Here is a 24,482-nt window from a genome sequence, read left to right as displayed (position 1 = left end):
TCTCACCACGCACAAAGAGACGGCATATTAGATGGCAGCGCGGCAACGCATCATCCCGATCCGGCGCGAATATAATCGCTGGGTGGCGGATCAGACGCTGGAGGATTACGCGTTGCGCTTTACTGCCAAGAGCGCCCGCCGCTTTTCCTCCAACCGCATTTCTCACACCGCCATCGGCGCCATTTCCTTTCTGGCTCTGGAAGCCATCGGCGGTGCAATCACGCTGTCCTACGGCACAACCAACGCCTTTTTCGCGATCCTGGCGGCGGCAACCGTCATGCTGCTGGTGGGGCTTCCCATCAGCCGCTACGCCATACGCCACGGGGTTGATATCGACCTCCTGACGCGAGGGGCGAGCTTTGGTTATATCGGCTCCACCATCACCTCGCTGATCTATGCCAGCTTCACCTTCATGCTATTTGCCATTGAGGCATCGATCATGACGGGGGCGCTTCATCTCGCCTTCGGTATCCCCACCTGGATCGGCTATATCATCAGCGCAGTCCTGGTCATTCCGCTGGTTATCTATGGCGTTCAGCTGATTTCCCGCTTTCAGCTGCTGACACAGCCTTTCTGGATCGTGCTCAACATCCTGCCCTTCCTCTTCATCGCCTTGCTGGACTGGCAGAAATTCGATCTATGGCGCTCCTTTGCGGGCGTCGGCCACTCCAATCTGGGCGCAGGCGGCGCTGCCCCTTTCGACCTTCTCGAATTCGGAGCGGCCTCTGCCGTCATTCTGGCGCTCATGCCGCAAATCGGCGAGCAGGTGGATTTTCTGCGCTTTCTTCCCGCAGAAGGGCAGACGCGCTGGCGGCATCGTCTGGCGGTCTTTCTGGCGGGGCCCGGCTGGGTCGTCGTGGGCGTGCCGAAGCTGCTGGCGGGCTCTTTTCTGGCGGTGCTGACACTCTCTACCGGCGTTCCCATCCGGGAAGCGGCCGATCCCGCGCATATGTATCTGGCAGCCTTCGGCTATATGATCCCGAATGAAACTGCCGCCCTCCTGCTGATGGCCGCCTTCGTTGTCGTCTCGCAGCTGAAGATCAACGTGATGAATGCCTATGCCGGCTCGCTCGCCTGGTCTAACTTCTTCTCACGGCTCACCCACAGCCATCCGGGCCGCGTGGTCTGGCTGATTTTCAACGTCGCCATCGCGCTGTTGTTGATGGAACTGGGCATATACCGATTGCTGGAGGCAACGCTCGGCGTCTTCTCCATCATTGCCATGTCATGGCTGTGCACAATTTCGGCGGATCTGTTCATCAACAAGCCACTGGGCCTTTCGCCCGCCGGGATCGAGTTCAAACGGGCGCATCTTTACGATCTCAATCCGGTTGGCCTGGGGGCCATGTTCGGTTCGGCGGCCATCGCGCTGAGCGCGCATTTCGGTCTGTTCGGCACCACACCGGCATCGCTGGCAAGCTATCTCACGCTTCTGGCCTTCATCATTTCACCGCTGATCGCCTGGGGCACCGGCGGGCGCTACTACCTGGCGCGCAAGCCTCGCCACGTCTGGAAAACGGCAACATCCATCACCTGCTCAATTTGCGAACACCCCTTCGAGCCGGAGGATATGGCCTGGTGCCCCGCCTATGCCGCACCGATCTGCTCCCTCTGCTGCTCACTCGATAGCCGGTGTCACGACATGTGCAAGCCGAAGGCGCAAATGAAAGCGCAAATCGGCGCGGTGGCACGATCGGTTCTTTCCGATACGATTATCGAGCGGCTGATGACCCGGCTGGGGCGCTATGCCTTGACGGCCGCGCTTTCCATTTCCCTGATCGGCTTGATCCTTCTGGTCATCGCCTACCATGTCGGGCAGGCAGCGCCCGCCAATGCCGAGGTTATCTACGGCACCACGCTGATCGTCTTTTTCGTGTTTGCCATGCTCGCGGGCATTGTTTCCTGGTTCTATGTGCTGGCCCATGACAGCCGGGTGGTGGCAGAGGAGGAAAGCTCGCGCCAGAACACGCTTCTCCTGAAAGAGATCGCCGCCCACCGCAAGACCGACGCTGCACTGCAACAGGCCAAGGAAACGGCGGAAGCCGCCAACCGCGCAAAAAGCCGCTATGTCGTAGGGCTCAGCCACGAGCTGCGCACGCCCTTGAACGCGGTACTGGGCTATGCGCAGCTTCTGGAGCGCGACGAAACGATTCCCGCACCCCGCCAATCCGCCATCCGGGTCATCAAACGCTCCGCCGATCACCTGTCCGGGCTGATCGATGGTCTGCTGGATATTTCGAAGATCGAAGCGGGAAGGCTTCAGGTCTATTCCAACGAGATCAACATTCAGGATTTTCTCGACCAGATCGTGGAGATGTTCCGCCCGCAGGCACAGGCCAAGAGCCTCGTCTTCGAGCATAGCCGCGCACCGGGCCTGCCCCTTTACGTGCGGACGGACGAAAAACGCCTGCGCCAGATTCTCGTCAACCTCCTCTCCAACGCCATCAAGTTCACAGACCGGGGTTCGGTCCGCTTCGACGTTTCCTATCGCAGCCAGGTTGCGACATTTACCGTCAGCGATACCGGCCGCGGGATTGCCGAAAAGGATCTGGCGCGCATTTACGAACCCTTCCAACGTGGCGAGGCCGACAGTGTTCGCCCCATGCCGGGACTGGGCCTCGGTCTGACCATTACCCGCCTTCTGACCAACACGCTTGGCGGTGAGATTTCCGTGGCAAGCCGCAAGGATGAGGGTTCCACCTTCCGGGTTCGGCTGATGCTGTCTGCCGTCAACCGCCCCGCGACATTGGCCGCACCGGAAAAGAAGATCGTTGGCTATAGCGGCCCCCGCAGGACCGTGGTGGTGGTGGATGACAACGAAGACCATCGTGATCTGATGCGGGAGGTTCTGGCACCGCTCGATTTCGTGGTGCTGACGGCAGGCGGCGGTCCCGAATGTCTGACGCTGATTGAAGGCGTGAGACCGGACCTGTTTCTCGTGGATATTTTGATGCCCGGAATGAATGGCTGGCAACTGGTGGAGCGCTTGCGTGAAAGCGGCCAGACGGCGCCAATCCTGATGCTTTCCGCCAATATCGGCGATGGTGCCAGCACCATTCGCGCAGGCGACGGGCACAATGACGCCATTTCCAAACCCGTCGATATTCGCCAGCTTTCGGATAAGCTGGCCAAGCATCTTGGCCTTGCGTGGATTTATGAAGGCGAGCAGCCCAGCTTACCGGCGCAAGGACCAGCCCCCATCCAGCCCCCGCCTGCGAACGACTTGCAAGATCTCATCCAGCTGGCCGAAATTGGCTATATTCGCGGGCTTGAAAGCCGCCTGACCGAGATGACAGAACAGGAAAACTATCGCGCCTTTGCAGATGCAAGCCGCAATTATATCCAAAGCTTCGACATGACGGGGCTCGTGACCTTCCTCAAACAATTCAGCGAGGAAAGGAGTTCCGGCCATGGCTGAGCTTGCAACACGCCGCGATATTGTACTTCTGGTGGACGATAGCCCCGACGCATTGGGCTTCCTCACCGAGACGCTGGAGCATAGCGGCTTTTCCGTCCTCATCGCCACGTCCGGTCAGGCGGCGCTCGCCATTATGGATCGCATCACGCCCGACCTCATCCTCCTCGATGCGGTCATGCCCGGCATGGATGGTTTTGAAACCTGCCGGAGCCTCAAGGCAAATCCTTCCCATTCGCAAGTGCCGGTCATATTCATGACCGGGCTGACGGAAACGGAGCATGTGGTGAACGCGCTGGGAAGCGGCGGCGTGGACTATCTGACAAAGCCGATCAATATCGATGAATTGCGCGCCCGCATCAGGGTTCATCTTTCCAATGCCCGCTCAGCCCAGAGTGCGCGCGTGGCGCTGGATGCGGCAGGACGCCACCTGCTGGCGGTGCGCGCAAGCGGCGCCTTGCTTTGGTCCACGCCGCAGGCAACACATCTCGTCAACACCGCGCTTGGCTCGGAAAACGGCCTGGAATCCATCGCGCGCAAACTGGCAACATGGCTGGAGGATCGCGATCGCCCGAATTTCTCGCGCGACTTCACACCACTGCCCGAAACTGACGGACAGGCTGCGCTTCATTTCGCTTTTCTCGGTGCAATTGGAGCGGATGAGCACCTTATTCGGGTGACATCTGCCAGCACCCTCGCGCCGGATGCGCTTTTGCGCGAGCATTTCGGCCTGACTGCGCGTGAGGCGGAAGTGCTTTTGTGGATAGCAAAAGGAAAAGCGAACAAGGATATCGGCGAAATCCTCGGCCTTTCTGCCCGAACCGTGAACAAGCATCTGGAACAGATCTATGTGAAGTTAGGTGTCGAAAACAGGGCATCTGCGGCGGTCAAAGCTGCCACGATTCTTCATGAGCGGTGAAATACGTAGCACGCAAGGGTGTAGCGATTGCGTGGTGACGTCACGCCTTAACACAAAAGCCCACATCGTTAGATGAAAGTTTGTGTTTAACAGAAACAAAAAAGAATCCCTAACCATTTGTTTTTACGCGTATCCGGTCGGGAGAACCGCAGCTCTTTTTTCTAAAAATGCTTTTGGCTGGCCAGTGAATAACTCGCACGCTTTCATAAACGCCAGATCCATTTGATCGCGCACATCGTATGATGCACGGAAAGCCGCTGCAAAAGATGCCATGGAAGCGAGAGGTAAAATCGATGCTCAGAAACCCGCGCAGTTAGAGATGTTTAATATAGATAATACATAAAAATTGAATTGCTACGTTCACGAAAGCCAAAGACAAGAATATTAAATGCACCCCAAACTAGTCTAGAATTTTTAGTGATTGATAATTTGCGTGGCAGCGCGTGGAAATGATTCACGTTTGGACGACATTCTATCACGTGCTTGCGGAGATTATGATGAGTAACAACACAATCCAGGCCACTTATATTTTAGGAGGCGAATGCAAGATTTCGCGAAATCCCAAGACAGTTTACATGACTGTTCTCGGCTCCTGTGTTTGTGCCTGCATCTACGATCCGGTTAAGCGGGTTGGCGGGATCAACCATTTCGTTCTGCCTTATGGTGCTGAACACGCTTCAAGAGATGCATCGCACCGCTATGGCGAGGTTGCCATGCGCAGCCTGGTCGACGGACTTCTTCGATTTGGCGCAAAGCGCGAAAATCTCGTTGCAAAGCTTTATGGCGGGCGCATCAGCAACCAGGCGGAAACATGCCCAGGCGCAATCAACATCGCTTTTGCAAGAAGCTTTCTCCATGACGAGAACATCCCCCTGATTGAGTCAAAGCTGGGTGGGCATGTGGCGCAATGGGTTACCTTCAACCCAACCACTGGCATTGCTTCCGTACGGGAAGCGGGCGAGCCGCACCCAAAATCACGCTTCGACCTTCAGATTATCCAGCAATCCATGACGCAAGCGGCCAAGCCGCCGGCCAGAATTGCTTGCTGAGCCTGAACTACCCCCAATCATGAAATACGCGACTGGAAAGCAGGCGGGTTTGCGCCACCTACAGCAAAAGCGCGTCAGCAGTTTTGCGTTCAAACTGCCTGGACACGAAGAGGCAGCCATTAACCCCTGCGTCTGATCCGAAAAACTCAGGATAAAATGAATAAAGGCCCGGAAAATCCGGGCCTCGCGTTTGATGGGAAATGAATCACATCTGGGTATAGGTGTATTTTCCGTCTGCACCCTTCTTCCACTGGTACATGACGTAGTCTGGGCGCGTAATGTCGCCCTTGGCATCAAAGCCGATTTCACCGATCACAGTCTTGAACGGCCCCTTTGACTTCATCGTTTCAGCAACCTTCTGCGGATCGTTGGTGCCCGCAGCCTTGGCCGCATCGGCAATGATCTGCAGCGCTGCATAGGAGTAAAGCGTGTAGGCTTCCGGCTCAAAACCAGCCTTGCGGAACTTCTCGACAAGATCCTTTGCATTCGGGTTCGTGCGCGGATCCGGCGGGAAGGTCATCAGCGTGCCATTCACAGCGTCGCCAGCGATCGAAGCCAGTTCGTTGGACGTGATACCATCGCCCGACATCAGCGGAGCCTTCAGGCCCTGATCCGCCATCTGGCGCATCAGAAGACCGGCTTCCGTGTGCAGACCGCCATAGTAAACGATGCCGACGCCAGCAGCCTTCATCTTGGAAACGAGCGCGGAGAAGTCCTTGTCGCCAACCGTGATGCCTTCGTAGATGGCTTCCTTCACGCCAAGCTTGTTCATCGCCTTCTTGGTTTCATCGGCAAGGCCCTGGCCATAGGTGGTCTTGTCATGAATGACAGCGACCTTGGCATCCTTGAACTTTTCAGCAATGTACTTGCCAGCGACTTCGCCCTGCTGATCGTCACGACCGCAGGTACGGAACGTGTTCCACAGGCCGCGTTCAGTATATTTCGGGTTGGTCGAAGCCGGTGTCACCTGCAGGATACCGTTTTCCGCATAGACTTCAGCCGCCGGGATCGACACGGCGGAGTTGAAGTGGCCCACCACAAATTTGACGCCATCGGCCACAAATTTGTTGGCGACCGAAACGCCCTGCTTCGGATCCGACACATCGTCGCCCAGCACGATCTTGATCTTTTCGCCGTTGATGCCGCCAGCGGCATTGATATCTGCCGCTGCCTGCTCGGCACCCTTCTGAAGCTGCGCGCCAAACGCAGCGTTCGGGCCGGTCAGCGGGCCGCCAACGCCCACCAGCACGTCCGCCCAGGCGGAGCCGCCAAAGGCGACAACAGCCGTCAGCGCGACCGCCGAAAGAAGAGACTTCTTCATTATTTTACTCCCAGTTTATTCAGCGGGTCCAAGAATTTACCGTCGCAAGCCCCACTTTCCTTACGCGGCGAAGAGTTTCCCCGGCACGCACTCTGAAGCCGAAAACAACGCCCTGTCAATTCTTACTTTTGCGGGAACGCTAATTTATTTTTTCTCTCTATAGATGCATAAGATTTTCTGACATGATGGGTAAAATGAAGCCATGAACAGACCCTGCCTGCGCATCGCATAATTGAGTTGCAGACCGCATTCTTGCTATGCAGGAGAAGAGCGTATTTGCCGAAAAATCACGCATTTCTCGCCAGTTAGACCAAGCCCAAAACTCCCCCTTGGGTTGCATCCCTGTCAATGACGAAAACGGCGGCTATGGCGTTGCACAGAAAAATTTGTAGACGATTGAAAAATCCTCGCGCTAAGGATCAATCTGTTCCAACATGCCAGCCCGAAGTGGCATATTCAGACTAAAGTTTTAATGCCAAGAAGATCGCCGTTTTTCTACAAAAACCAAGCTATACTTAAGTCGTTTGATTAGAGCTTAGAATCCGGCAATCCCGGCAAGAATTGGGTGAGACACCTCTTCCGGTAAACTCATAAATTGAGGGTACAGGTACGAGACAGACCGCACATGAATCGCCTCATCATCATTTCCGGCTGCTCAGGCGGCGGTAAATCATCCTTGCTGCTTGAGCTCAGCCAAAGGGGCTACACAATAGTTGAAGAGCCCGGCAGGCGAATCGTTTCGCAGGAGTTGGCGAGGCAGAGCACGGCCCTGCCTTGGATAGATCTGGCTGCATTTGCACGACGAGCGATCAGGCAAAGCCTTGAGGATTTGAGCCGTACCAAAGGCCTCGATGGTGACGTGTTTTTTGACAGAGGCTTGATCGATGCCGCAAACGCCTTGTGTCAGTCCTCAGCACCGGATGCTGAAAAAAGGGAGGCACAGGAACTTTGCTCGCTCCATCGCTTCCATCGGACCGTATTCATGACGCCCCCGTGGCCGGAAATCTATCACACTGATGCGGAGCGCAATCATGATCTCGTAACCGCAGTGAAGGAATATGAGAGCCTCCGCGGCTTCTATCCGAAGCTTGGCTATGAACCCGTTGCTCTGCCAAGAATCAGCATAGCCCAGCGCGCCGATTTCGTACTGACCTACCTCCGGGCCAATTGTTAGGATAGTCGCTCCCCTTGCGGCCAGCCTTGCCCGGCACATCTACCGGTTACTCTCTTGCGATACCCTGGCTCAGGGCATTTCCGGCCAAAACTGAATGCCCTGTCTGTTCAGTTTTACGCGGTCCAGACGCAAAACCGCTGACGCACTTTTGCTGGACATGCTTTAGGTGTCTTAACGCAGTCCGGACGCAAAACCGCTAACGCACTTTTGCTGGACATGCTTAGGGAAACACCGCACCCAGCAAAAAGGCCCGGTACGAAACCGGGCCTTCCGAAAGTCATGCTCGACGTCCAGCGTCAACTTACATCTGGGTATAGGTGTATTTCCCGTCTGCACCCTTCTTCCACTGGTACATGACGTAGTCTGGGCGCGTAATGTCGCCCTTGGCGTCAAAGCCAATGTCGCCGATCACGGATTTGAACGGCCCCTTGGACTTCATCGTTTCGGCAACCTTCTGCGGATCGTTGGTGCCCGCAGCCTTGGCCGCATCGGCAATGATCTGCAGCGCTGCATAGGAATAAAGCGTGTAGGCTTCCGGCTCAAAACCAGCCTTGCGGAACTTCTCGACAAGATCCTTTGCATTCGGGTTCGTGCGCGGATCCGGCGGGAAGGTCATCAGCGTGCCATTCACAGCGTCGCCAGCGATCGAAGCCAGTTCGTTGGACGTGATACCATCGCCCGACATCAGCGGAGCCTTCAGGCCCTGATCCGCCATCTGGCGCATCAGAAGACCGGCTTCCGTGTGCAGACCGCCATAGTAAACGATGCCGACGCCAGCAGCCTTCATCTTGGAAACGAGCGCGGAGAAGTCCTTGTCGCCAACCGTGATGCCTTCGTAGATGGCTTCCTTCACGCCAAGCTTGTTCATCGCCTTTTTGGTTTCGTCGGCAAGGCCCTGACCATAGGTGGTCTTGTCATGGATGACAGCAACCTTGGCATCCTTGAACTTTTCAGCAATGTACTTGCCAGCGACTTCGCCCTGCTGATCGTCACGACCGCAGGTACGGAACGTGTTCCACAGGCCGCGTTCAGTATATTTCGGGTTGGTCGAAGCCGGTGTCACCTGCAGGATACCGTTTTCCGCATAGACTTCAGCCGCAGGGATCGACACGGCGGAGTTGAAGTGGCCCACCACAAATTTGACGCCATCGGCCACAAACTTGTTGGCGACCGAAACGCCCTGCTTCGGATCCGACACATCGTCGCCCAGCACGATCTTGATCTTTTCGCCGTTGATGCCGCCAGCGGCATTGATATCTGCCGCTGCCTGCTCGGCACCCTTCTGGATCTGCGCGCCAAACGCAGCATTCGGACCTGTCAGGGGCGCTCCCACACCCACGAGCACGTCCGCCCAGGCAGAGCCTCCAAAAGCAACGATAGCAGTCATCGCGACTGCCGAGTAAAATAGGCCTCGCATATGATCCTCCCCAAATATATCGAAGTTTAAAATAGAAGACGGCGCGGGTTTCTACCACCGCGCCGTGATCCGACATTCAATTTTTAATTGGGAAGTTGATTCAGTGTCAACCCTTACTCTTCCATGAGAAGGGAGAAGTTTTCTGATACAGCCAATAATAATTGCTAGTCATCTGCTGCGTGCGCCTGTGCCGGAAACCAGCCAGCGAAAACACCAGCAAAAGCACGACATCCATCACGTAATATTCCAGGTTCAGGAACGGGCCCTGGAACAAGGCGTAATGCAGAAAACGCATCAGACCGCCCAGCAGAAACGTGTAGGCAACCACCAGCGGAAGGTTGTTCCATCCGTCAGCAACGGCACGACCGGTGCGCCATGCGGTCCAGAAGCCGAGGAGCAGCACAAAAAAGCGAAGGGCATAGCGTGCGCCGGTATCGCTTTCGAAGAAAAGTCCTTGCATTTCAGATCCTCCTTGCGTCAGCGATCAGTGACGCCCGCCTTCGAGATAGGCAGCACGAACTTCCGGATTGGAGAGCAGATCCTTACCGCTTCCACTCATGGTCACCTGACCGTTCACCATGACATAGGCACGATGAGAGAGCTTCAATGCAGCGAATGCGTTCTGCTCCACGAGGAAGACCGTCAGACCTTCCTTCTCGTTCAGCTGCTTGATGGCCTCGAAAATCTGCTTCACGATCAAGGGAGCCAGACCAAGCGATGGTTCATCCAGCAGGAGGAGCTTTGGACGAGCCATCAGAGCGCGACCGATGGACAGCATCTGCTGCTCGCCACCCGAAAGCGTTCCGCCTCGCTGGCTCTGGCGTTCACGCAGACGTGGAAACAGTGCGAAAATCTTCTCCACATCCTCGTTGAAGAACTTCAGGTTATCGAGCCCCGCCCCCATTTGGAGGTTCTCATAAACCGTCATCCGCGGGAAAATACGGCGTCCTTCCGGCGATTGCGCGATACGCAGACGCGCAATCTCATGCGTCGGCATGCGGGTAATGTCCCGGCCTTCGAAGATCACATTACCGTGGCGGGCCTGCGGGCTTCCGCAGATCGTCATCATCAATGTGGATTTTCCAGCGCCATTGGCACCGATGAGGCTGACAATCTCGCCCTTGTGCACATCCACGTCCACGCCGGCAAGCGCGCGGATATTGCCGTAATAGGTCTCGACGCCGGAGACCTTCAATAGAGGTTCGCCAGCCATTACTGCACGCTCCCGTCGAGTTCTTCTGAAATTACGTCCTCAACCTCGTCGTCCTCGACGCCGAGATAAGCGGCAATCACCTTCGGATCGTTTTTGACATGGTCCGGAGTGCCATCGGAAATCTTCTGGCCGTATTCCAGAACGACCACATGGTCTGAAATCTCCATGACCACGGACATGTCGTGCTCAATCAGCAGAACCGAAGTTCCGGTATCGTCTCTTATGCTCTTCAACAGGTTGTTGAGGGCAAGCGATTCGCGCGGATTGAGACCGGCGGCAGGCTCGTCCAGGCACAGAAGTTCCGGCCCTGTGCACATGGCACGAGCAATCTCCAGACGCCGTTGGTCGCCATAGGGAAGATCTCCTGCCGGATCGTCTGCACGATCAATCAGATCCGTCTTCTCGAGCCAGAAGCGCGCCATTTCGATGGACGCTTCCGCCTCGCGCTTGTAGCCAGCCATTCCAAGAAGGCCCATGACCGTATAGCCGGACGCCTTCATCAGCTTGTTGTGCTGCGCAACGAGCAGGTTTTCAAGAACCGTCAGACCACCGAAAAGACGGATGTTCTGGAAGGTACGCGCCACCTTGGCCTGTTTGGTGATGTCGAAATCGGAGAGGCGTTCAAGCAGATATTGCTTGCCGCTCTTCTGGGTCATCGAAATCATGCCCATTGTCGGCTTGTAGAAACCGGTGATGCAGTTGAAAACCGTGGTCTTGCCCGCGCCGTTGGGACCGATCAGGGCGGTGATATCGCCCCGTTTGACCTCCAGCGACAGGTCGTTGATGGCCATGAGGCCACCAAAGCGCATCGAGAGATGCTCAACCTTGAGAATAGTATCCTTGTTCATCGTCTGAATTCCGGAGGTCATCAGCCGTGCCCCTCCTTGGTGAAGCTTCCAGAGACTGCCTTGCGCTCCTTGAGGAAGGCCGTCGGTTCGCGCGAGCCAACGAAACCGCGTGGCTTGAACAGCATGACCACGACCATGGCCAGACCGAAGATCAGCATGCGGTAAAGCTCGGGCGTGAAATCCTCGCCGAAGACATGCTTGAGGAATTCCATTTCACGAAGCAGTTCCGTGCCACCCACCATGACGATGGCAGCGACGGCAATGCCCGTCAGCGAACCCATGCCGCCGAGAACAACGATCGCCAGAATCACCGCAGATTCCAGGAAGACGAAGCTTTCCGGAGAGACGAAGCCCTGGCGTGCAGCAAAGAACGAGCCGGCAAAGCCGCCGAACATGGCGCCAATGGCAAAGGCCGTCAGCTTGGTCTTGACCGTATCGATGCCAAGCGAGCGGCAAGCGATTTCATCTTCACGCAGAGCTTCCCAGGCACGACCAATGGGCATGCGACGCAGTTTCATCGTCACGTAGGCCGTAAGGAGGCAAAGCGCCAGAATGACGTAAAACAGGAAGATCTTGTAATAGGCGGAAGACATCGGCAGGCCGAAGACCTTGGCGAAGTTGTTCTCCACCCCGACGTCGAAGGAATAGATGCCGAACACCGATGCCTTGGCAATGCCGGAAATACCAGCCGTACCACCCGTGACTTCGGTCCAGTTCATGAGCACGAGGCGGATGATTTCTCCAAATGCAAGCGTGACGATTGCAAGATAGTCACCGCGAAGACGCAATACGGGGAAGCCCAGGATAATACCCCAGAAAGCAGCAAGGATGCCCGCAACCGGCAGAAGGATCCAGAAGGAAAGCCCGAACGTGTCGGAGAGAAGCGCGTAGGAATAGGCACCCACCGCATAGAAGGCCACGTAGCCGAGGTCGAGAAGGCCTGCGAGACCGACAACGACATTGAGGCCCCAGGCCAGCATCACGTAGATCAGAATCTGGATGCCGAAGTTATCGACAAACTTGAGGGATCCCTGAACGCCGTTCAGCGCAATCGCTACAGGCGGATAGAGAACGAGCGCGACAAGAGCAATCTTCAGAAAGTGCTTATGAAAAAAGCCTTTGTCGTCAGAGATCTCTGGAATGCCCGCCTTGGCCTTGGCGAGCTTGCGGCGATCGATATGCGGGGTGATGAAGCCAACCACGAGGAAGCGCCCAACGGCAGCCACCACCACGAAGACAGCCAGCAGGCCCCAGCGCGTGCGCCAGACCAGACGGTTGTCGATGTCCTGGTAGGTTTCAATACCCACATAGAGAAGGAACATGCCGAAGGCAATGGTGCCCGCCAGCAGCCCTTCCTTCAGCGCTTTCACCATCAGGCCGGGCGCGCCCGCAGGGGCGGAATTTTCAACATTCGCCATGAGATTATACCTTCTCCACTTCAGGACGACCCAAAATGCCGGTCGGCTTGAAAATCAGCACGAAGGCAAGGATGGCGAAGGTCGCGACATCCTTATAGGCGATTGAGAAATAGGCAGACCAGAGAGACTCGATCAGGCCGATCAGCAAGCCGCCGAGAACGGCCCCTGGAAGCGAACCGATACCGCCGAGAACGGCAGCCGTGAAAGCCTTGACACCCGGGATGAAGCCATCGGCAAACGAGGCAACACCATAATACATAAGATACATGGTGCCAGCCACAGCAGCCAGAGCCGCGCCCATGACGAAGGTGATCGAAATGGTGCGATCCACATCGACACCAAGCAGAGCCGCCATCTTGCGATCCTGCTCGGTTGCGCGCTGGGCGCGGCCAAGCGGCGTCTTGTTCACGATGTACCAGAAGGCTGCGAGGAGAATCGTGGTCAGAACGACAATCACCAGCTGCTTCAGGGAAACGGTGACAGAGCCAAAGTGATAAACATCATTGACCAGCGGCGGAATCGGCTTGTTGCGCGGACCCTGCGTGACCTGGATGAAGTTTGACAGCACGATGGACATGCCGATGGCCGTGATCAGCGGCGCAAGACGGAACGAGCCTCTGAGAGGCCGGTAGGCGATGCGTTCGATCGTCCAGTTCCACAGGCTGGTGACAAGCATGGCGACGATCAGCATCACCAGAAGCGCCAGAGCGACAGGAATGCCGGCAAAGAAGCTGGTCACGATGAGGAAGATGATCAAGGCAGCGAAGCCGCCAAGCATGAAGATATCGCCATGGGCGAAATTGATCATGCCGATGATGCCGTAAACCATCGTATAGCCGATCGCGACCAGACCATAGATGGATCCAAGCGTCAGCCCGTTCAGGAGCTGCTGGATGAAATATTCCATAAACTTTCCCCCGACGCACAGCGGCCTCATTGCCGCAGCGCCCATGTCTGTGTGGCCCTTAAGGGTTCTTGCATTTGGCGGAAGTCATAACCATTTCTTCAAAAATGTGAAGCAAAAAAGCTTTAATGTCGCCATCATCCCCCAAACAATGCTTGAAGTGATCTCGGAACGCACAAAAGTACTATAATTTCAGCAGCCTGTGCCGAAAAAAGGGCCTCTTGGCCCATCATTCCAGGTTCATTCGAGGTTCATGCCCGGTTGTTGAACATCAGGCATGAACATGCGCTACAGGCGCGACTTTCGCCGCAGCGCAGCAAAAAAAGCCGAGCTATCGCTGCCATTCGGATGGATGATCTGCCACCTCTCCCGCACCACATCAGTACCTTAGCGGAAATAGATCCCCCACTCGGATTCCGGTTTTAGACTGTTGTTCCAGACAACAGCGGAGTTCTATTTATGAATGATGAAAGTAATAATCTAGGTCTTCCTTTCATACATCCAGCGCAAGCGCAGAAGCATGTGAGCTTCAACGAAGCGATTTCCATCCTCGATGGGCTGGTTCAGCTCGTCATTGAGGCACAGGAAACGACGCCACCGGCATCCGCCCTGCCCGGTTCACGCTATATGATTGGCGCGAATGCCACCTCCGCCTGGACCGGCCACGACGGCCACATTGCCGTGCGCGAGGAAAGCGGCTGGGCGTTTCTGGCGCCCCGCAATGGTTTCCTTGCCTGGTTCGCACAGGAAAAGGTGCTGAAGTTTTTCGAGAATGGCCAATGGAAAACGCCTCCCCTGCCGGAGGCAATTTCCACGTCTCGGCTTGGCATTGCAGCCACCGCCGACGCCACCAATCGCTTCAGCCTGTCCTCACCCGCAAGCCTTTTCAATCATGCCGGTGCCTCCCATCAGATCAAGATCAACAAGGCATCGGCGAGCGATACAGCATCCATGCTCTTTCAGAACAATTGGTCGGGACGCGCCGAAATCGGCCTGGCAGGAACTGACGAGTTCGGCCTGAAGGTGAGTGGCGATGGCAGCCAATGGGTGACGGCCCTGACGGTGAGCAGCAAAGGTGTTGTCACGCAAAGCGTTCGTCCGGCAGGCAGAGCCTTCAGCGCAGCGGGCACCTTCAGCCCGGCCAGCAACACGCCGCGCGGCTTTACGGAATTGGCAACGACCCAGGGCGGGGTGAGCCTCGGCGCCACGGTGTCAGGCGGCGGCAATGTCCTGCTGATACCCGAAGAGGGCCTCTACGCCCTCAGCCTCAACATCACGCTGACGGCGGCAAGCGGATATTCCGTCAGCCTCCTGCGCAATGGCAGCGAGACATTGTTCACCTGCCGTTGCACATCTCCTTCGCCGCTGACGCTGGGCAGAACCACAATCGCGAACCTGAACCAAGGCGATGCCCTGACGCTCATCCACAAGGGATCTGCGACACTGGAAGAAGGATCACCAGCAACAGAGCTTGTTATCGTGAGACTATAGAGCCGCATCCTGTGCGCGGCAGCCTGCACCGGAATGAAGGACGCAGAAGCAGCGCGATTACATAAGGATAGGCAAATGTAGAGCTAATTGATGCAAGATTCGAAACGTGATCCGCAAGAACAGCACCTTGTGTCATGATTCATACAAATTGCGGATCACGTTTAGTTAATTGTTAAAGCTGGCGGGTTACCGTCGGCCTCGTGGTCTTGTGTAGTGTAGAGAGTCCAATGACCGAAATGATCCGTCCACGAGTAAAATATGTCATCGGCCCCGATGGCAGCCCCCTGACGATTGCGGACCTGCCGCCGGCCAATACGCGACGTTGGGTTATCCGCCGTAAGGCAGAGGTGGTTGCAGCGGTGCGCGGTGGCCTGCTTAGCCTCGAGGAAGCCTGCGCGCGTTATACGCTGACTGTTGAAGAATTCCTGTCCTGGCAGTCCTCGATCAACGATCATGGTCTTGCCGGCCTGAGAACCACACGCATCCAACAGTATCGCCACTAGCCATTCGCCAGTCCGCTGTTCATTCAGCTTTCTCTCTCGGGTCGCCAGCCGGGAGATTTTGGGCTGAGACAGCACCTCTTGCGATGGCAGATGGAAATAGCAGGCCCACGCCAATGGCGGAGGCCGCATAGAACCAGAGGCCCGGCAAAACCGCAATGGATGCCAGGCCACTGCTCTTGGCCGCGAAAATCGCGATTGCGACCAGCATCACGTCAACCATAGACCACTTCGACAGATGCGGCAGCACGCGGCCGAGCCTTCCCCGCAAGGAAAAGGCACCCATTTCCGTTCCCAGCAGGATCGCAAGTTTGCTGAACGGAAAGACCGCCGAAAACAACGCTATGAGCACGGCCAGCCCGAACTCTCCATCACTCCATAGCTCGCCGATAAGGTCGAGGAGCGACGGCGTGCGGGTGAATACATAAAGCCGTTCGAAATGCATGATTGGCAACGAGATTCCCGCGCAAAACAATGCGGCGATCAACAGGGCAGCCATAGGCCGCCATCGTCTGCGCAACCTGGCTTGCACCATCCCCTCTCCTTTTACCGACAAAATGCTCAACCAAGCGGAAGCGTTTCGCGACATTTCAGATCCACCTGTTGCGTCTTGTTTACCTGTTTGGCGGCCTGTTCCTATTCCATAACCGGTTTCCGCTGAGGCGGGATAGACATCCTGCCACCCCACGCACTTACCGCGAGGGTCCGAATCGGAAAGATCGCATTGCGCTCTTTGTAAAACCTCGGCGATGGCAGCAAAGCACCGGCGCACTTTTGTCTTCGGCCCGGTGCAACCTCGCCTTATCGTTGGCAATGGAATGCTGTGATGATGAAAGGAAACAGGGAATGGACATAGTCCACGAAGAACACCAATCCGGCGGGGTTTATCGCATCAACCTACCGGCGGGATCTGCGGAAATGACCTACTCGCGCAGTTCAACAAAGTTAATCATCGTCGATCACACAGGTGTGGATGACCGGCTGCGCGGTCAAGGTATCGGTCAGGCCCTGGCGGAATATGCGATTGCCGAAGCACGAAAGGGTGGCTGGAAGATCATTCCTCTCTGCCCCTTCATGCGCGCGCAGGCGCAGCGCCACCCTGACTGGCAGGATGTGATCCAGATCTAATACTGCTGGCGTCGATCCCAGCAAGCAGAAAGTTCTCACAAAACGGGTTCACCGCAGAGCGCAAGCGCCTGCGGTTCAACCGGTCGTTCCTAAAGCATGTCGCGGTCTCCAAGATCCGCAATTTACGCTTTAAGTCTTTGTTTTCACGCATGCCACTTTTGCAAAACCGCTACGAAATTTTGCGTGACATGCTTGCCTTCCTCAGGCGCGGGCGCGAACGCCCCCATCCCTCTCTTCCAATGCGGTTGCCTTGGCAAGCTCAGCCTGAGCTTCCTCCAACGCCAGCTCCGCCGCATCCTGCTGCACCCGCAATTCGCGGATGGAAACCTGCAGGTTATCTGCACGCTGACGCGCCGCCTTGGCGAAGGTTGGATAAGCGAAGTGATTCGGGTCTGAGATTCCCGATTTCTTTTCTTCCAGCGAAATCTGGTGCTCCAGCTCTTTCGCCATTCTTTCGAATTCCGACATCATCATCTGCAACTGCTGCAGCTGACGACGCTTCTCATTCACCTGAAATTCCTTCAGGCGTACAAGGCTGTCACGCGTCTTCATACGCAATACTCCCGTGGATAGCGAGACCCCGGCTATTTCACTACTCTCAACCCTGAGTCCGCCGTGCAACACTTGGGACCTAAAAATTGCCACGCCGTTAATTATTTCACGTACGCGGTAACCTTTCATTTACGGGCATCATTAATGATAGGGACGATCATTTAAGGGTCCGTAAATGCCATGGCCGGTTTTCGGCAGACGACAATGATGAGTCGTATGAATCGCTTAGAGGGAAATCTTCCCAAAAAGATTCAGGAATGGCGCTGGCAGATTCACGTGAGAAATCAGGCGAATACCAAGTTTGTTTAACGAATTCCTGTGCCTTGCCAAAGGCGGTGAGATTTTGTTAACCAATTGGTGTCAGCTTCCAAATCAGGCAACGTCTGGATCCGTTTCGCGTTGGGGGGCATTCACAACCTTCGCGGCGGTAAAGGGGAAAATTATGCGGGTTCTACTCATCGAAGATGACAGCGCGACTGCCCAGAGCATCGAGCTGATGCTTAAGTCCGAGAGCTTCAATGTCTATACGACAGATCTCGGAGAAGAAGGCGTCGATCTCGGAAAGCTGTACGATTACGATATCATTCTGCTGGACCTCAATCTGCCGGACATGTCCGGTTACGAGGTACTTCGTACACTGCGTCTTTCCAAGGTAAAGACGCCAATCCTGATTCTGTCCGGTATGGCAGGGATCGAGGACAAGGTTCGTGGTCTCGGCTTTGGCGCCGACGACTACATGACCAAGCCGTTCCACAAGGACGAGCTTGTTGCACGTATCCACGCTATCGTTCGCCGCTCGAAGGGCCACGCACAGTCGGTCATCGTCACGGGCGAATTGATCGTGAACCTCGATGCAAAGACGGTTGAAGTGGGCGGCCAGCGCGTTCACCTGACCGGCAAGGAATATCAGATGCTTGAGCTCCTTTCACTGCGAAAGGGCACGACGCTGACGAAGGAAATGTTCCTCAACCACCTCTATGGCGGAATGGACGAGCCGGAACTGAAGATCATCGACGTCTTCATCTGCAAGCTTCGCAAGAAGCTGGCCAACGCAGCCGGTGGCGCGAACTACATCGAAACCGTTTGGGGCCGTGGCTATGTGCTGCGCGAACCCGATGGTGCCGAATACGCCGAAACGGCCTGACCGGTTGCCACCCGCAGGGTTTAAGAATTCCGCCCGCACCCTCCCGGTGCGGGCGTTTTCATTTCTACGCCTGCGATGAGTTCCTGACTATTTAAAGCACGTCACGCAAAAGTGTGCAGCGGTCTTGGGGCTACGACATGCGTTACAAAACCGCTGCGCATCGGTACGCCACACGCTTTTGCACCGTTGAGTCACACAATTCACCTCAGGAGAATGGTTTGCCGTTACACGCGATAAGCGACGTGGCAGGGCCATCTGACGTTCGGCCAGATCAGGCAACCTTGCTCAGATTGGAAAAGACGGAAAACAGGATCTTTCGGTCGAAGGGCTTCAGAAGAAAGTCATCCGCCCCTGCCCGCTTGCCCACCATCATCTTTTTCAGGTCAGCCTCGATCACGCAGTAATAGATGCGAACATTCTTGCCTTCGGGCAGCGCGCGAACGGCGGCAATTAGCTCAAGAGCGCCTTCCAGCCCGGCATCGACGATGAGAATATTGGGAAGATCGGCCTGGCAGCGCATCAGGGCCTCCCGATCGCCCGATGCTTCCACGACCAGGAAGTTCATTTCGGTCAGAATGCGTTTCGCAACGGTCCGCACGATATCCGAACTATCGGCAATCATCAGGCGCTGCATTCTTGCTTCCTCCCGGCCAGAATGGCCAAACCCGCGCACGACAGGGTACACGGGTTCAGGTTAATCGTCTGTCGCTAACGAAGTGTTACCGTTTGCCTCTCGTTGAGTCAGCCCATCAACGCAGAGGCAAGGGCTTTACTTCACGCAGCCGCAGCTTCCGCCATGAAGGTGATGCGGTCTTCATGCACCACATGCTTCAGCTCCATATTGCACTCGTCTGCCAGCAGAACGGTGTAATAGGGCTGGATCGAATGGGCATCGACCGCCTCTTCCATCTGGCCGGAGCTGACCTCGGCATATTTGGCCGGAAGGCGCAGCATGCGGCCCCTGGCCGTGATGCTGAACTTCAGGTCCGTCTCCGGGTTCTCCAGAACCACATCCAGCGAGCCGCCGCGCGGAATGGCGCTATAGGCAACCATGAACAGATTGAGCAGCAACTTCACCTGGTTCTTGGGAATGATCGCACGCGGGCCGGTCCAGGTCACTTCCGTCTTCTTTTCGGCAGCAGCGAAATCCTTGGCAGCCTTCTCGGCCTCGCCAGTGTCAATCGAAGCGCCAACCGAGCCGGAGGCACCGAAGGCCAGACGGGCGAATTTCAAACGCACGGATGCATTCAGGGCCGATGTGCGGATCAGATCCAGTGCGTCGGCATCGGTACCGCCCTCATCGAGCAGCTCAAGACCGTTGTTGATGGCGCCCACCGGCGAGATGACATCGTGGCAGACGCGGCTGCACAGGAGCGCGGCCAGATCGGGACCGCTCAGCGTCAGGTTCGGGTTCTTCGGCATGGTTCATTCCTGTTCAGGATAGCTTGGCTGTTGCAGCCAGATGACACGACAATATTGCCCCGACCTTTCTGCATCGCGAAAGGAGCGGGAGTTTCGCCGCCATAATGACACCATTTTTGGTAAACCGGTTGTTAACGCGATGGCAGCAAGATAATCCCGCCGTAACAACTGGCATTCGAAATCGGAAGGAACGGACAAAGCTCATGCACTTCGAACGCGTTTCCGCTGTTGCCCGGCTGCTAGCCGTCACAATCTGTTCAGCGCTGCTGGCCCTTCAGGCCGCACCCGCACATGCGCAACAGGGCGCTTCTCAATATTCCGTCCAGGAAATCGTCGATGCAGGTCACGGCTTTTTCGGCTCCACCAGCGGTGGCCTGGCAAAGGTCGTCGAAAATGCCTTCGCGCAATACGGTCTGCCCAACGGCTATATTCTGGGCCAGGAAGGGTCCGGTGCCTTCATAGCGGGCCTGACCTATGGCGAGGGGCAACTTTACACCAAGAATGCAGGGCAACATCCCGTGTTCTGGCAGGGGCCATCGCTTGGTATCGATTACGGTGGGCAAGGCACGCGCACCATGATGCTGGTTTACAACCTGCCGTCCGTCCCCAACCTTTATCAGCGCTATGGCGGCGTCAGCGGTTCGGCCTTCGTCGTCGCCGGCGTCGGGATGACCGCGTTGCGCAACGGAGACGTTACCGTCGTGCCGATCCGCACCGGGCTTGGCGCACGTCTTGGTGTCAATGTCGGCTATCTGAAGTTTACCCAGGCTCCAACCTGGAATCCCTTCTGATCGCAGTAATGAAGGCGGCATGGCCGCAGGTCTGAACAGGCTTAAGCGACCTCCCCAGGGGCTGGCTCTATCTTAATGCTCTTGCCCATATTGCCGAACCTCCTGCGAGGCTTTAGCTCTATCGGAAACACCATCCCACAATGGACCGCCCGTGATACAGTTCGCGCTACTTTTCGGCTTTGGCTTTCTCAGCGCGACGCTTCTGGTCATGATTCTGGCCCCTGCCGTGCATCGGCGCGTCGTCCGCTACACGGAAAACCGGTTGAAGGCGACAATGCCCATCAGTCCGGCGGAAGTGCGCGCGCAACGGGATATGGCGCGGGCAGTCTACGCCGCGGAAAACGCCCGCACCAAGCAAGAGTTGCTGCAAGAGCGGGATAAGGCAGTCGATCTGCAGATCCGCTTCGACAAGCTGGTGCGCGAATCGAGCGAACTGCATTCTTCCAATCACGAACTGCAGATGCAGGTTCAGGATATGAGCACCGAAGCGGCGGAATTGCGCTCCCGTCTGCGTCGGGAAGAAGGTTTCATCCGGCAGCTGAAGGAGTCGCTGGCGGCGGTTGAACATGCAAGTGCCGCCAAGGATGAGGCGCGGGAAGCGCTCGAGAGACGCATGGCCCGGCTTATCTCCGAACTTGACGACGCCAAACTGGACCTTTCCGCCCGGGAAACCGAAATCCAGAACGCCAGACTACGCGCCACCGCCCTGCGGGAAGAGCGCGATACCTTGCGCATGGATGTGAAATTGCTGACGGCGCGAGCCAAGGATGCAGAACTACGGCTGCACGAAACGGAACGCAAGCTTCAGCGGCTGGAGGCCAAGCTGGAAAAGGAAGTGGCAGCAAAGGCCGATCTGCTCTCCCGCCTCGACTGGCGCGAGCAGGAACTGGAGCGACTTCGCTTCAGCCGAGCCGATAGCGCCGACCTTGTACAGCCGGTCACCGGCAATTACCCCCTTCCCCGCAAGAAGCCTGCATCGGCCAAACCCGCCGCCAGGAGCACGCTTCATGCAATTACGGATCTCAACCAGTCCATGATGCAGGCCAGCAGCGAACTCGAAACCAGGATACAGCACCAGGCATCGGCGCTCTCCACGGCCATCCTCGAAGCAGAAAGCGCAGAGGCACAGGAAACCGTGCGTGGCGAACTCGCGGCACTTGCCGCAGATATGGTCGCACTGACAGCCTTGAAGGATGGGGATGCCGCCTCCGTGAAAGCGGCGCTCTCCGCCAAGCTTTCCGAAACGGACCATTCGCGCGAAAGTCTTGCAGCACGGGCCGTCGAGGCTATCGATGCCCTTGCCGTCACGACATCTGCGCGTCAGCTTCCTGCCAGCAAGCTCTGAGCACGAGCCATTTCGTAGAGCGCAATCCCGGTTGCCGTCGCCGCGTTCAGACTATCCAGATGCGGCATCTGCGGAATGCGCGCTGTGCGGAAGCGCTGCATGATATGGGGTGGCAGGCCCTCGCCTTCCGTGCCGGTAACCAGCGCAAGCTTTGAGGTCTGGGCAATCGCGCGAATGTCCATCTCGCCTCTGGGAGAAAGACCCCAGATGGAAAAGCCCGCTGCATCCAGATCCTCAAGCAGCGAAAGCGCATTGCCGCCCCGCGCAAAAGGCACAGACAGAACAGAACCGACGGACACCCGCAGGGCCTTGCGGTAGAGCGGATCGCAACAGGTTTCATCCAGCAGCAGGCAGGATACGCCGAAGGCCGCAGCATTGCGGAAGATCGAGCCCATATTGTCGTGATTGGAAATCCCGCAGCAGACCGCAATCAGGCCGGACTGCCGCACCTGTTCGATCAGAGAAGCGGCATTTGGGCTGGCCCTGCGCCGTCCCAGCGCCAGCACACCGCGATGCAGATGAAAGCCCGCGATCTGGTCGAGCACCGGGGCGGAGGCAACATAGACCGGAACATCCTCGGGAAAGGCAGCCAGCAGGCTCTCGATACCGCTTACCCTATTCTCCAGAAGCAGAAGCTTTTCGGCGGCAAATGCACCATCGACCGCGCAATGGGCCGCGGCCAGCATACGCAGCACCACCGTTCCCTCGGCAATGAAGCCAGCCTGACGCCCGACAAGATCGCGCTCACGGATATCCCGAAATTCGGCGATGCGTGCATCTTGCGGGTCATCGATGCGGATGAGGTTCGGGCGCCCGGCCATCATGCTACTGGTTCGTCACCGCGATATCGGCCACCACGCGACCCACGGCAATATCGAAAATCAGCGCCTTCTTCTGCCCGTTGAGCGTGCCCCAGAACAGAATCTGACTGCCGGAGTGAGAGACAGACTGGATCTCGAAGCCAGCAGGCAATGTCGCCCGTGCCGCAAGCGGCTGATCGGCAGGAACAGCAAAGCTTGTGGGCGCTGCGATCTTTTCAGCTTCCGCCCGACTGCGCACCTTGTAGACAACAGCGAACAACACAGCCATAAGGCTGACAATAATGATGCCGCTGGCGACGATCTGCAGGCGCACCATCTTGCGGCGAACGTTTTCCATCACCGGATCGAGCGGCTCGTCTTCATGCTTCTGCTCGGGTTCAAGATGGGCCATCTGTCAGGCGTCCTTGCTGTCAACGTGTCACTGGAACGAAAAAATGAACGACCCCTTTAACCAAGGCGAGACCGCAAGGAAAGTGCTGACTGCGGGTGAAGACGCCGAAGGACGCCTGGATGCCTGGCTTGTGAGCGTTCTTGATGGCGAATTTTCGCGCAGCCGCATCAAAACACTCATCGAACAGGGGGCGGTGGCACTGAACGGCAAGGTATGCACCGAGCCGAAAAAGAAGGTGCAGCCGGGCACAGCAGTAGAGATCACCCTGCCCGAGCCCGAAGATCCGGAACCCAAGGGCGAAGACATTCCACTCGACGTGCTTTACGAGGATGAAGATCTCATCGTCATCGCCAAGCCAGCCGGTCTGGTGGTCCATCCCGGCGCTGGCAACTGGACCGGCACGCTGGTCAATGCGCTGATCCATCATTGCGGCGACAGCCTCTCCGGCATCGGCGGCGTCAAGCGTCCGGGCATCGTTCACCGCCTCGACAAGGAAACGAGCGGCGTCATGGTCGTGGCGAAAAACGACAATGCCCACCGGCATCTGGCCGCACAGTTTGCCGATCATGGCCGCACCGGCGACCTGGAACGCGCCTATCTCGCACTCGTCTGGGGCAGGCCGCAGCAATTGCGGGGTACGATCGACGCGCCGCTCGGCCGCTCTTCAGCCGATCGCACCAAGCGCAGTGTCAAGCGCGAGGAAAGCATCGACGCGCGGGAAGCCATTACCCATTACGAGGTGGTAGAGCGTTTTCTGGAGCAGGAGGATGCCACAGCGCTTGCCTCTCTGGTGGAATGCCGTCTTGAAACCGGACGCACCCATCAGATCCGCGTGCACATGGCCCATATCGGTCACCCGCTGATTGGCGACCCGGAATATGGAGCGGCCTTCAAGACCAAGGCCAACCGCCTGCCCGAACACGCAAAAGATGTGGTCAGCCGCTTCCACCGCCAGGCACTTCACGCCTATCTGCTTGCCTTTGAACATCCCCGCACAGGCGAAATCATGGAGTTTGAAGCCCCCGTGCCGGACGATATGGAAGCCTTGCTGGAAGCTCTCCGGGCCTGACCCCTTCCCTTAACGAATATGCAGTAAAACGAATAAAGAGGCGCGAGAGACGCCTCAGTATTCGTGCGTAAAGTGCGCCCTAATTCCGCTTTAATCTGGCGCGGTGATAGCAACATCAGGAAGGTTGCTTCATCATTTTTCGTGCAACCT

General features: G+C 56.9%; 24 protein-coding genes. 11 read left to right on the top strand and 13 right to left on the bottom strand.

Annotated elements, in window-relative coordinates; all coding sequences use genetic code 11:
• Nucleotides 1-31 precede the first annotated feature (31 nt).
• From ACFSE1_RS09665 to ACFSE1_RS09655, 3 genes are all read left to right on the top strand, one after another.
• On the top strand, nt 32-3,418 hold the full coding sequence (locus ACFSE1_RS09665) for a hybrid sensor histidine kinase/response regulator (protein ID WP_377399985.1): 3,387 nt from the start codon (nt 32-34) through the stop codon (nt 3,416-3,418).
• Nucleotides 3,411-4,334: a response regulator gene (locus ACFSE1_RS09660; protein WP_377399982.1), complete on the top strand. Its 924-nt coding sequence runs from the start codon at nt 3,411-3,413 to the stop codon at nt 4,332-4,334. The genes ACFSE1_RS09665 and ACFSE1_RS09660 overlap by 8 nt, the downstream gene beginning before the upstream one ends.
• A gap of 575 nt (nt 4,335-4,909) precedes the next feature.
• Entirely contained in the window at nt 4,910-5,383 is a 474-nt protein-coding gene (locus tag ACFSE1_RS09655) for a chemotaxis protein CheD (protein WP_377399979.1), read from the top strand.
• A 205-nt stretch (nt 5,384-5,588) separates the two neighbouring features.
• Here the strand turns inward: ACFSE1_RS09655 and ACFSE1_RS09650 are convergent, their stop codons facing one another.
• Nucleotides 5,589-6,704 carry a branched-chain amino acid ABC transporter substrate-binding protein gene (locus ACFSE1_RS09650; protein WP_377399976.1) on the bottom strand — a complete coding sequence of 372 codons (1,116 nt, stop codon included), beginning with the start codon at nt 6,702-6,704 and terminating at the stop codon, nt 5,589-5,591.
• 625 nt (nt 6,705-7,329) lie between these two features.
• Between ACFSE1_RS09650 and ACFSE1_RS09645 the strand changes: the two genes are divergently transcribed.
• Nucleotides 7,330-7,878 (top strand): AAA family ATPase, encoded by a 549-nt coding sequence (locus ACFSE1_RS09645; RefSeq protein WP_377399973.1) that lies wholly within the window; start codon nt 7,330-7,332, stop codon nt 7,876-7,878.
• 301 nt (nt 7,879-8,179) lie between these two features.
• On the opposite strand, the gene ACFSE1_RS09640 is transcribed toward ACFSE1_RS09645, so the two are convergent.
• From ACFSE1_RS09640 to ACFSE1_RS09615, 6 genes are all read right to left on the bottom strand, one after another.
• Nucleotides 8,180-9,295 (bottom strand): branched-chain amino acid ABC transporter substrate-binding protein, encoded by a 1,116-nt coding sequence (locus ACFSE1_RS09640; RefSeq protein ID WP_377399970.1) that lies wholly within the window; start codon nt 9,293-9,295, stop codon nt 8,180-8,182.
• A gap of 106 nt (nt 9,296-9,401) precedes the next feature.
• On the bottom strand, nt 9,402-9,755 hold the full coding sequence (locus ACFSE1_RS09635; RefSeq protein WP_377399967.1) for a DUF6867 family protein: 354 nt from the start codon (nt 9,753-9,755) through the stop codon (nt 9,402-9,404).
• Nucleotides 9,756-9,779: 24 nt separating this feature from the next.
• Nucleotides 9,780-10,508, bottom strand: a complete 729-nt coding sequence (locus tag ACFSE1_RS09630; protein ID WP_377399964.1) for an ABC transporter ATP-binding protein — start codon at nt 10,506-10,508, stop codon at nt 9,780-9,782.
• On the bottom strand, nt 10,508-11,377 hold the full coding sequence (locus ACFSE1_RS09625; protein ID WP_377399961.1) for an ABC transporter ATP-binding protein: 870 nt from the start codon (nt 11,375-11,377) through the stop codon (nt 10,508-10,510). Before ACFSE1_RS09625 ends, ACFSE1_RS09630 begins: the two co-directional genes overlap by 1 nt.
• On the bottom strand, nt 11,377-12,774 hold the full coding sequence (livM, locus tag ACFSE1_RS09620; RefSeq protein WP_377399958.1) for a high-affinity branched-chain amino acid ABC transporter permease LivM: 1,398 nt from the start codon (nt 12,772-12,774) through the stop codon (nt 11,377-11,379). Before livM ends, ACFSE1_RS09625 begins: the two co-directional genes overlap by 1 nt.
• Nucleotides 12,775-12,778: 4 nt before the next feature.
• Nucleotides 12,779-13,681 (bottom strand): branched-chain amino acid ABC transporter permease, encoded by a 903-nt coding sequence (locus tag ACFSE1_RS09615; protein ID WP_377399955.1) that lies wholly within the window; start codon nt 13,679-13,681, stop codon nt 12,779-12,781.
• Between the two features lie 456 nt (nt 13,682-14,137).
• Here ACFSE1_RS09615 and ACFSE1_RS09610 point away from each other — a divergent pair, with 456 nt between their 5' ends.
• Complete coding sequence (locus ACFSE1_RS09610; RefSeq protein WP_377399952.1) at nt 14,138-15,169, top strand: DUF2793 domain-containing protein; 1,032 nt, start codon at nt 14,138-14,140, stop codon at nt 15,167-15,169.
• Between the two features lie 227 nt (nt 15,170-15,396).
• Entirely contained in the window at nt 15,397-15,672 is a 276-nt protein-coding gene (gene sciP, locus ACFSE1_RS09605) for a CtrA inhibitor SciP (RefSeq protein ID WP_062555519.1), read from the top strand.
• Nucleotides 15,673-15,691: 19 nt separating this feature from the next.
• On the opposite strand, the gene ACFSE1_RS09600 is transcribed toward sciP, so the two are convergent.
• Nucleotides 15,692-16,114: a paraquat-inducible protein A gene (locus ACFSE1_RS09600; RefSeq protein WP_377399949.1), complete on the bottom strand. Its 423-nt coding sequence runs from the start codon at nt 16,112-16,114 to the stop codon at nt 15,692-15,694.
• Between the two features lie 401 nt (nt 16,115-16,515).
• Here ACFSE1_RS09600 and ACFSE1_RS09595 point away from each other — a divergent pair, with 401 nt between their 5' ends.
• Nucleotides 16,516-16,797: a GNAT family N-acetyltransferase gene (locus ACFSE1_RS09595; RefSeq protein WP_377399946.1), complete on the top strand. Its 282-nt coding sequence runs from the start codon at nt 16,516-16,518 to the stop codon at nt 16,795-16,797.
• A 201-nt stretch (nt 16,798-16,998) separates the two neighbouring features.
• On the opposite strand, the gene ACFSE1_RS09590 is transcribed toward ACFSE1_RS09595, so the two are convergent.
• The gene (locus ACFSE1_RS09590; protein WP_377399943.1) at nt 16,999-17,349 is read right to left on the bottom strand and encodes a flagellar export protein FliJ; all 351 of its coding nucleotides are present in this window, start codon (nt 17,347-17,349) and stop codon (nt 16,999-17,001) included.
• A gap of 442 nt (nt 17,350-17,791) precedes the next feature.
• Here ACFSE1_RS09590 and ctrA point away from each other — a divergent pair, with 442 nt between their 5' ends.
• Nucleotides 17,792-18,493: a response regulator transcription factor CtrA gene (gene ctrA, locus ACFSE1_RS09585; RefSeq protein ID WP_112562832.1), complete on the top strand. Its 702-nt coding sequence runs from the start codon at nt 17,792-17,794 to the stop codon at nt 18,491-18,493.
• A 271-nt stretch (nt 18,494-18,764) separates the two neighbouring features.
• Here the strand turns inward: ctrA and ACFSE1_RS09580 are convergent, their stop codons facing one another.
• Together ACFSE1_RS09580 and chpT are read right to left on the bottom strand one after the other, a co-directional pair.
• The gene (locus tag ACFSE1_RS09580; RefSeq protein WP_377399940.1) at nt 18,765-19,127 is read right to left on the bottom strand and encodes a response regulator; all 363 of its coding nucleotides are present in this window, start codon (nt 19,125-19,127) and stop codon (nt 18,765-18,767) included.
• A gap of 140 nt (nt 19,128-19,267) precedes the next feature.
• A complete protein-coding gene (chpT, locus tag ACFSE1_RS09575) occupies nt 19,268-19,915 on the bottom strand; it encodes a histidine phosphotransferase ChpT (RefSeq protein WP_377399937.1) in 648 nt (215 codons plus the stop codon).
• A gap of 203 nt (nt 19,916-20,118) precedes the next feature.
• Between chpT and ACFSE1_RS09570 the strand changes: the two genes are divergently transcribed.
• A complete protein-coding gene (locus tag ACFSE1_RS09570) occupies nt 20,119-20,706 on the top strand; it encodes a DUF1134 domain-containing protein (RefSeq protein WP_377399934.1) in 588 nt (195 codons plus the stop codon).
• A gap of 151 nt (nt 20,707-20,857) precedes the next feature.
• A complete protein-coding gene (locus ACFSE1_RS09565) occupies nt 20,858-22,051 on the top strand; it encodes a coiled-coil domain-containing protein (RefSeq protein ID WP_377399931.1) in 1,194 nt (397 codons plus the stop codon).
• On the opposite strand, the gene ACFSE1_RS09560 is transcribed toward ACFSE1_RS09565, so the two are convergent.
• Nucleotides 22,027-22,872 carry a TrmH family RNA methyltransferase gene (locus ACFSE1_RS09560; protein ID WP_377400205.1) on the bottom strand — a complete coding sequence of 282 codons (846 nt, stop codon included), beginning with the start codon at nt 22,870-22,872 and terminating at the stop codon, nt 22,027-22,029. The two genes, ACFSE1_RS09565 and ACFSE1_RS09560, sit on opposite strands and share 25 nt — an antisense overlap.
• Nucleotides 22,873-22,876: 4 nt before the next feature.
• On the bottom strand, nt 22,877-23,263 hold the full coding sequence (locus ACFSE1_RS09555) for a hypothetical protein (RefSeq protein WP_377399928.1): 387 nt from the start codon (nt 23,261-23,263) through the stop codon (nt 22,877-22,879).
• A gap of 43 nt (nt 23,264-23,306) precedes the next feature.
• On the opposite strand from ACFSE1_RS09555, the gene ACFSE1_RS09550 reads away from it, so the two are divergent.
• A complete protein-coding gene (locus ACFSE1_RS09550; protein ID WP_377399925.1) occupies nt 23,307-24,332 on the top strand; it encodes an RluA family pseudouridine synthase in 1,026 nt (341 codons plus the stop codon).
• The last annotated feature ends 150 nt before the right edge of the window (nt 24,333-24,482 follow it).

The sequence above is a fragment of the Affinirhizobium helianthi genome (assembly GCF_042680945.1).
Taxonomy (GTDB): domain Bacteria; phylum Pseudomonadota; class Alphaproteobacteria; order Rhizobiales; family Rhizobiaceae; genus Neorhizobium; species Neorhizobium helianthi.
This window is presented reverse-complemented; position numbering and strand designations above follow the sequence as displayed.